This is a genomic window from Streptomyces sp. NPDC007346 (genome assembly GCF_040703535.1).
In the GTDB taxonomy this organism is placed as follows: domain Bacteria; phylum Actinomycetota; class Actinomycetes; order Streptomycetales; family Streptomycetaceae; genus Streptomyces.
The window spans coordinates 1-6,805 of sequence record NZ_JBEYKR010000239.1; the positions used below are offsets into that span (position 1 = coordinate 1).

Here is a 6,805-nt window from a genome sequence, read left to right on the forward strand (position 1 = left end):
ACACCTGTTCGTGCGCCCAGGCGCTGATGCGGCGCTGCTGTGCGGGCTGCTCAACACCCCTCACCAGGACCGCCCCCGGACTTCTCCGCGAAGTCCGGGGCCGGTCGCCGTCACTCCTCCTCGGGGCTCTCCGGGCTCTCCCCGGACGCCTCGTCAGGACCCTTGTCCTCGGGCTTCTTGCCCTGCCCGGCCTCGGGGCGCGGCGGCTTCGGCGGCCGGGTGCGGCCGCTGGAGGGGTCCCGCAGGTACGCCGAGTCCCCGCTCTCCGTCGCATGGCCGCCGGGCCCCTGCCCGGGGCCGCCGTCCCGGCGCCGCAGATACCGCTCGAACTCCCGGGCGATGGCCTCGCCGGACGCCTCGGGCAGCTCCGCGGTGTCCCGCGCCTCCTCCAGCGTCTGGACGTACTCCGCGACCTCGCTGTCCTCGGCCGCCAGCTGGTCCACCCCGAGCTGCCAGGCGCGCGCGTCCTCGGGCAGCTCGCCCAGCGGGATGCGCAGCCCGATCAGGTCCTCCAGCCGGTTCAGCAGGGCCAGCGTCGCCTTCGGGTTCGGCGGCTGCGACACGTAGTGCGGCACCGCGGCCCACAGGCTCACCGCCGGCACACCGGCATGGGTGCACGCCTCCTGGAGGATGCCGACGATGCCCGTCGGACCCTCGTACCGGGTCTCCTCCAGGTCCATCGTCCGCGCCAGGTCCGCGTCGGAGGTGACCCCGCTCACCGGCACCGGCCTGGTGTGCGGGGTGTCACCGAGCAACGCGCCCAGGATGACGACCATTTCGACACCCAGCTCATGGGCGAAGCCGAGGATCTCGTTGCAGAACGAGCGCCAGCGCATCGACGGTTCGATACCCCGCACCAGGACCAGGTCCCGGGGCTTCTCCCCGCCGACGCGCACCACCGAGAGGCGGGTCGTCGGCCAGGTGACCTTGCGCGCCCCGTTCTCCAGCCACACCGTGGGCCGGTTGACCTGGAAGTCGTAGTAGTCCTCGGCGTCCAGCGCCGCGAACACCTCGCCCTTCCACTCCCGGTCCAGATGGCCGACCGCTGTGGAGGCGGCGTCCCCGGCGTCGTTCCAGCCTTCGAACGCGGCCACCATCACCGGGTCGATCAGCTCGGGCACCGACTCGAGCTCGATCACCCGGGCCTCCTTCCGAAGTCTCCATACGTACGGAGCAACCTTACGGCTTCGGGACCCTTGGACCGCAGCCCGTTTGCACGGCCGGGTGAACCTTGCCAGCACGAGTGGATCATCGGGCCGAACAGTGCATCAGCCCCCTCCCGCGGTCACGTCCACAGGGACGAGGGCGCCTCCCGCCGCACCACCGGGGCGATCTCCTCCGCGAACCGCTGGAGCGTCTCCAGCTGCTCCGGGCGGCTCAGCCCGAAACCGTCCACGGTGATCGACTGGAGGTCGTGGCGGTAGACCGTGTGCCACCCGAGGATCTTGTCGATGATCTGCTGCGGGGAGCCGATCAGCTGAGGGCCGCCCTCGATCGCGTCCTCGATGGTCCGGAACGGGGTGTTGTAACCGGCCTTGCCCGCCAGGTGCGGCTTGAAGGTCTGCCGCACCCGCGCCTCGTACAGCTCCTTGTACTGCGCCACGGCCGCCTGCGAACTGTCCGCGATGAGCAGCCCGCCGGAGCCCGCCGCCACCCGTGCGTCCGCCGGATCGTGCCCGTACGCCTCGAACCGCTCCCGGTAGTGCGCGATGAGCCTGGCGTACGCCTCGCGCGGCTGGATGGCGTTGGCGGTGAAGAGCGGGTCGCCGTGCTTGGCCGCCAGCTCGGGGGAGTTGAGGCTGGTGGCCGAGCCGTGCCAGATGCGCGGGAGCCCGTCGTACGGACGCGGCACCGTCGTCACGTTCTTCAGCGGCGGGCGGAACTCGCCCTCCCAGTCGACGCCTTCCTCGGTCCACAGCCGGCGCAGCAGCTCGTACTTCTCCTTCTGGAGGTCCCACTGCCGCTCCTCGTCGAGGCCGAAGAGGTCGAAGTGGCCCGCCTCGGCGCCCTTCCCGACGACCAGTTCGATCCGGCCCCGGGATATCTGGTCGAGCGTCGCGAAGTCCTCCGCCACCCGGACCGGGTCGAGGATCGCGACGACGGTCACCCCGGTGAGCAGCCGGATCGTGGTGGTGCGGGCCGCGATCGCGCCGAGCACCACGCTCGGGCTGGAGGAGAGGAACGCCCCGGCGTGCCGCTCGCCGACCGAGTAGGAGTCGAAGCCCAGCTCCTCCGCCACGGACGCGGTGGCGATCACTTCCTCGAACCGGTCGGCGGGGGAGGGCAGTTCACTTGTCAGCGGGTGCGGGTCATGGCCGATCAGGGAAAGCACCGAGAATCTCATGACCTCCACTTTCCTCGCGGCACATTGCACGTGTATGGCGGGAGTGTGGCGCGTGCCGGGGACGCGCGTACGGGGACGGGGGCGGCTCCCGCGCCGGAAGCCGCCCCCGTCCCCGTACCCGTCGGGGGTGGTCAGCCCCGGTCGGCCAGCAGCTTCTCCACGCCGTCGCGTACGTCGTCCGTGGCCAGGCCACGGATGGTCAGCGTGGTCCGGCGGCGCAGTACGTCGTCGGCCGTCTGCGCCCACTCGTGGTCGCGGGCGTAGGCGACCTGCGCCCAGATCTCCGGGGCGTCCGGGTGGACCCGCTCGGCCAGCTGGGGGCTCTCGTTGGCCAGGCGCGCGATGTCGAAGGCGAGCGAGCCGTAGTGCGTGGCCAGGTGCCGGGCGGTGTCCGGCGCCATCCGCGGGCCGGGGGCCGGGCCGTCGATGAGCAGCCGGTGCGCGACCGCGTCCGGGTTGGCGATCCCGGGCAGCGGCAGCTTCTTCGGCAGCCGGTTCATCGGCTCCATGTCCTCGGCCAGCGGGTGGCCCGGCAGGGCGGCCAGCTTGTTCATCACCGTGCGGCCGATGTGGCGGAACGTCGTCCACTTGCCGCCGGCCACCGACAGCATCCCGCCGCGGCCCTCCGTGACGACCGTCTCGCGCTTGGCCTTGGAGGTGTCGCCCGGACCGCCGGGCAGCACCCGCAGACCGGCGAAGGAGTAGGTGATCAGATCGCGGGAGAGCTGCTGGTCCTTGACCGAGAACGCGGCCTCGTCCAGGATCTGCGCGGTGTCCGCCTCGGTCACCGCGACGTCGGCCGGGTCACCCTCGTACTCCTCGTCCGTCGTGCCCAGGAGCAGCATGTCCTCCCACGGCAGCGCGAACGTGATCCGGTACTTGTCGATCGGGGTGGCCAGCGCCGCCCGCCACGGCCGGGTCCGCTTGAGGACCAGGTGGGCGCCCTTGGAGAGGCGGATGGAGGGGGCCGCGTTCGGGTCCTCCATCTTCCGCAGGTGGTCGACCCACGGGCCGGTCGCGTTCAGGACGAGGCGGGCGGTGACGCCGAACTCCGTACCGTCCGTGCTGTCCTTCAGGTCGGCGCCCGTGACCCGGCCCCGGGTGAAGCGCAGTCCGGTGACGGCCGCGTGGTTGAGGACGGCCGCGCCCGCGTCGACGGCCGCGCGGACCGTCATCAGCGCCATGCGGGCGTCGTTCATCTGGTCGTCGCCGTAGACCGCGACGGCCTTCAGGTTGTCGGTGCGCAGCTCGGGCACGTCGCGCTGGGCCCTGGCCGGGGAGATGACATGGCCGACGCCGTCGCCGAACGCGGAGAGCGCGGAGTAGGCGAAGACGCCCGCGCCGAGCTTGGCCGCGCCGTGCGGGCCGCCCTTGTAGACCGGCAGGTAGAAGGTGAGCGGGTTGGCCAGGTGCGGGGCCACCTCGCGGGAGATCGCGCGGCGCTCGAAGTGGTTCTCCGCGACCAGCTTCACCGCGCCGGTCTGGAGGTAGCGCAGACCGCCGTGGAGCAGCTTGGAGGAGGCGGAGGAGGTGGCGCCGGCGAAGTCACCGGCGTCCACCAGAGCCACCCGCAGCCCGGACTGCGCGGCGTGCCAGGCGGTGGAGATGCCCAGGATGCCGCCGCCGACGACCAGGAGGTCGTAGGTCGCCCGGGACAGCTGCTCCCGGGTCTCGGCGCGGCTCGGCAGGGTGCCGGAGGCCGGGTGCGTTCCGAGGGCGGGAACGCTCTGCAGGGTGGTCATGTCGATGCTCCTCGTCAGCTTTCTTCGTCCTCGATCCAGCCCATGGTCCGTTCGACGGCCTTGAGCCAGCTCTTGTACTCGCGGGCACGGGTGTCCGCGTCCATACGGGGGGTCCACTCGGCGGCCCGGCGCCAGTTGGCGCGCAGCGCGTCGGTGTCCGGCCAGAAGCCGACGGCCAGGCCGGCGGCGTAGGCGGCGCCGAGGCAGGTGGTCTCGGCGACCATGGGGCGCACCACGGGCGCGTCCAGGAAGTCGGCGATCGTCTGCATCAGCAGGTTGTTGGAGGTCATGCCGCCGTCGACCTTGAGCGCGGTCAGCTCGACGCCGGAGTCCTTCGTCATGGCGTCGCTGATCTCGCGGGTCTGCCAGGCGGTGGCCTCCAGGACGGCACGGGCGATGTGCGCCTTGGTGACGTACCGGGTCAGTCCGGCGATCACCCCGCGGGCGTCGGGGCGCCAGTAGGGGGCGAACAGGCCGGAGAAGGCGGGCACGAAGTAGGCGCCGCCGTTGTCCTCGACCGAGGAGGCCAGCGTCTCGATCTCGGCGGCGGACTTGATCAGGCCCATCTGGTCGCGCATCCACTGCACCAGCGAACCGGTGACCGCGATGGAGCCCTCCAGCGCGTACACCGGGGGCTCGTCGCCGATCCGGTAGCCGACGGTGGTGAGCAGCCCGTTGTACGAGTTCACCGGGGTCTCGCCGGTGTTCATCAGCATGAAGGTGCCGGTGCCGTACGTGGACTTGGCCTCGCCCTCGGCGAAACAGGTCTGGCCGAAGAGGGCCGCCTGCTGGTCGCCGAGCGCGGAGGCGACGGGCACGCCGTCCAGGACGCCGCCCTTGGCGTGGCCGTACACCTCGGCGGAGGAGCGGATCTCGGGGAGCACCGCGGCCGGGATGCCGATGGAGGAGAGGATCTTCTCGTCCCACTCCATCCTGCGCAGGTTCATCAGGAGGGTGCGCGAGGCGTTGGTGACGTCGGTGACGTGCACACCGCCGTCGGTGCCGCCGGTCAGGTTCCAGATGACCCAGGAGTCCATGGTGCCGAAGAGGATGTCGCCGGCCTCGGCGCGCTCGCGGAGCCCCTCGACGTTGTCGAGCAGCCAGCGGATCTTGGGAGCGGCGAAGTACGAGGCGAGCGGCAGCCCGGTCTCGCGGCGGAAGCGGTCCTGGCCGACGTTGCGGCCGAGCTCCTTGCAGAGCGCGTCGGTGCGGGTGTCCTGCCAGACCAGCGCGTTGTGCACCGGCTCACCGGTCTTCCTGTCCCAGAGCAGGGTGGTCTCGCGCTGGTTGGTGATGCCGATCGCTTTGACGTCGTCGGAGGTGATGTTCGCCTTGACGATCGCCCCGGCGACGACCTCCTGCACGTTCTCCCAGATCTCGGTCGCGTCGTGCTCGACCCAGCCCGGCTTCGGGAAGATCTGCTCGTGCTCCTTCTGGTCGACCGAGACGATGCGGCCGTCCTTGTCGAAGACGATGCAGCGGCTGGAGGTGGTCCCCTGGTCGATGGCCGCGATGAACGGTCCGCTGCCGTGGGTGCCGGTGGTGTGTTCGTCGGTCACGGTGTGCTCCCGGAGGTCTGTGGGTGATAAGGGTTACGGCGCTGGTACCCGGTCTCGGGTCCGCGTCCCGGTCTAGGCGAAGGCCAGGTTGTAGAGCCCGCCGGCGAGGGCGCCGCCGATGAGCGGGCCCACGATGGGTACCCAGGCGTAGCCCCAGTCCGAACCGCCCTTGTTCGGCAGCGGCAGCACGGAGTGCACGATGCGCGGGCCGAGGTCGCGGACCGGGTTGATGGCGTAGCCGGTGGGCCCGCCGAGGGAGAGGCCGATGCCGACGACGACCAGGGCGGTGATCAGGGCGCCGAGCGTGCCCAGGCCGTTGCCCTCGTCGTTCAGGCCCTGCGTCAGGATCGCCAGGACCAGCACGATCGTGGCGATGACCTCGGTGACGACGTTCTGCACGCCGTTGCGGATCTCGGGGCCGGTGGAGAAGATCCCGAGCACCGGTCCGGCCTTGGGGGCGGCGGTCTGGTCGACCATGCCCTCGTCGGTGGAGGGCGTACCGACGATCTCCGGGTCGGTGAGGTGGGCGTGGAACTGCCCGTAGTACACCGCGTAGACCAGTACGGCGCCGATCATCGCGCCGAGCAGCTGGGAGACGAGGTAGAGGGGCACGTCGCCCCACGCGGTGCCGCCCTCGATGGCCAGACCGAGGGTGACCGCCGGGTTGAGGTGGGCGCCCGAGACGCCGCCGGCCAGGTAGGCGCCGGTCATGACGGCGAAACCCCACCCGAAGGTGATGGCGAGCCAGCCCGAGTTCTGTGCCTTCGAGCGCTTCAGCGTGACGGCGGCACAGACACCGCCGCCGAGCAGGATGAGTAGGGCGGTACCGATGGTCTCGCCGATGAAAATGTCGGAGCTGGACACCCGCGACTCCTTTGTCCTTCGTCCAGGGGAGAGCGGAACACCGATTCCCTCCGGTGGTCCGCGCCCCAGATGGGTATCCACAAAGCGTGGGCAGCCCACCTGTAAGGGCTTGACCGGCCCTTGGCACTGTCACACCCTAACGCGTATTGCCGTTAAGCGTTCGACAATGCCGACCGTTGACCGGCAGTGTTTCTCCCGAGTGAACGAAGCGTCAAGGGTTTCGTGGCGGGGACTCGGTGAGCGACGCGATCGTTACCCCGCGACACGCACGGAGCCGAGCGGGCGCCCACCGCGTG

The 6,805-nt window shown here is 70.9% G+C and carries 5 protein-coding genes; all 5 read right to left on the reverse strand.

Annotated features, from left to right (window positions below):
- Positions 1-110 precede the first annotated feature (110 nt).
- Complete coding sequence (locus tag AB0917_RS33065; protein WP_366823409.1) at positions 111-1,139, reverse strand: PAC2 family protein; 1,029 nt, start codon at positions 1,137-1,139, stop codon at positions 111-113.
- A gap of 146 nt (positions 1,140-1,285) precedes the next feature.
- Positions 1,286-2,344: an LLM class flavin-dependent oxidoreductase gene (locus tag AB0917_RS33070; protein ID WP_366823410.1), complete on the reverse strand. Its 1,059-nt coding sequence runs from the start codon at positions 2,342-2,344 to the stop codon at positions 1,286-1,288.
- Positions 2,345-2,475: 131 nt separating this feature from the next.
- Positions 2,476-4,086, reverse strand: coding sequence for a glycerol-3-phosphate dehydrogenase/oxidase (locus AB0917_RS33075; RefSeq protein ID WP_366823411.1), 1,611 nt, complete (start codon positions 4,084-4,086; stop codon positions 2,476-2,478).
- Between the two features lie 14 nt (positions 4,087-4,100).
- Positions 4,101-5,645 (reverse strand): glycerol kinase GlpK, encoded by a 1,545-nt coding sequence (gene glpK, locus AB0917_RS33080; protein WP_366823412.1) that lies wholly within the window; start codon positions 5,643-5,645, stop codon positions 4,101-4,103.
- A gap of 72 nt (positions 5,646-5,717) precedes the next feature.
- Positions 5,718-6,509, reverse strand: coding sequence for an MIP/aquaporin family protein (locus AB0917_RS33085; protein WP_366823413.1), 792 nt, complete (start codon positions 6,507-6,509; stop codon positions 5,718-5,720).
- Between the last annotated feature and the right edge of the window lie 296 nt (positions 6,510-6,805).

Excerpts from the sequence above, each read along its gene's own strand:
- AB0917_RS33070 (WP_366823410.1), bottom strand. The coding sequence starts at position 2,344 with ATGAGATTCTCGGTGCTTTCCCTGATCGGCCATGACCCGCACCCGCTG.
- AB0917_RS33075 (WP_366823411.1), bottom strand. The coding sequence starts at position 4,086 with ATGACCACCCTGCAGAGCGTTCCCGCCCTCGGAACGCACCCGGCCTCC.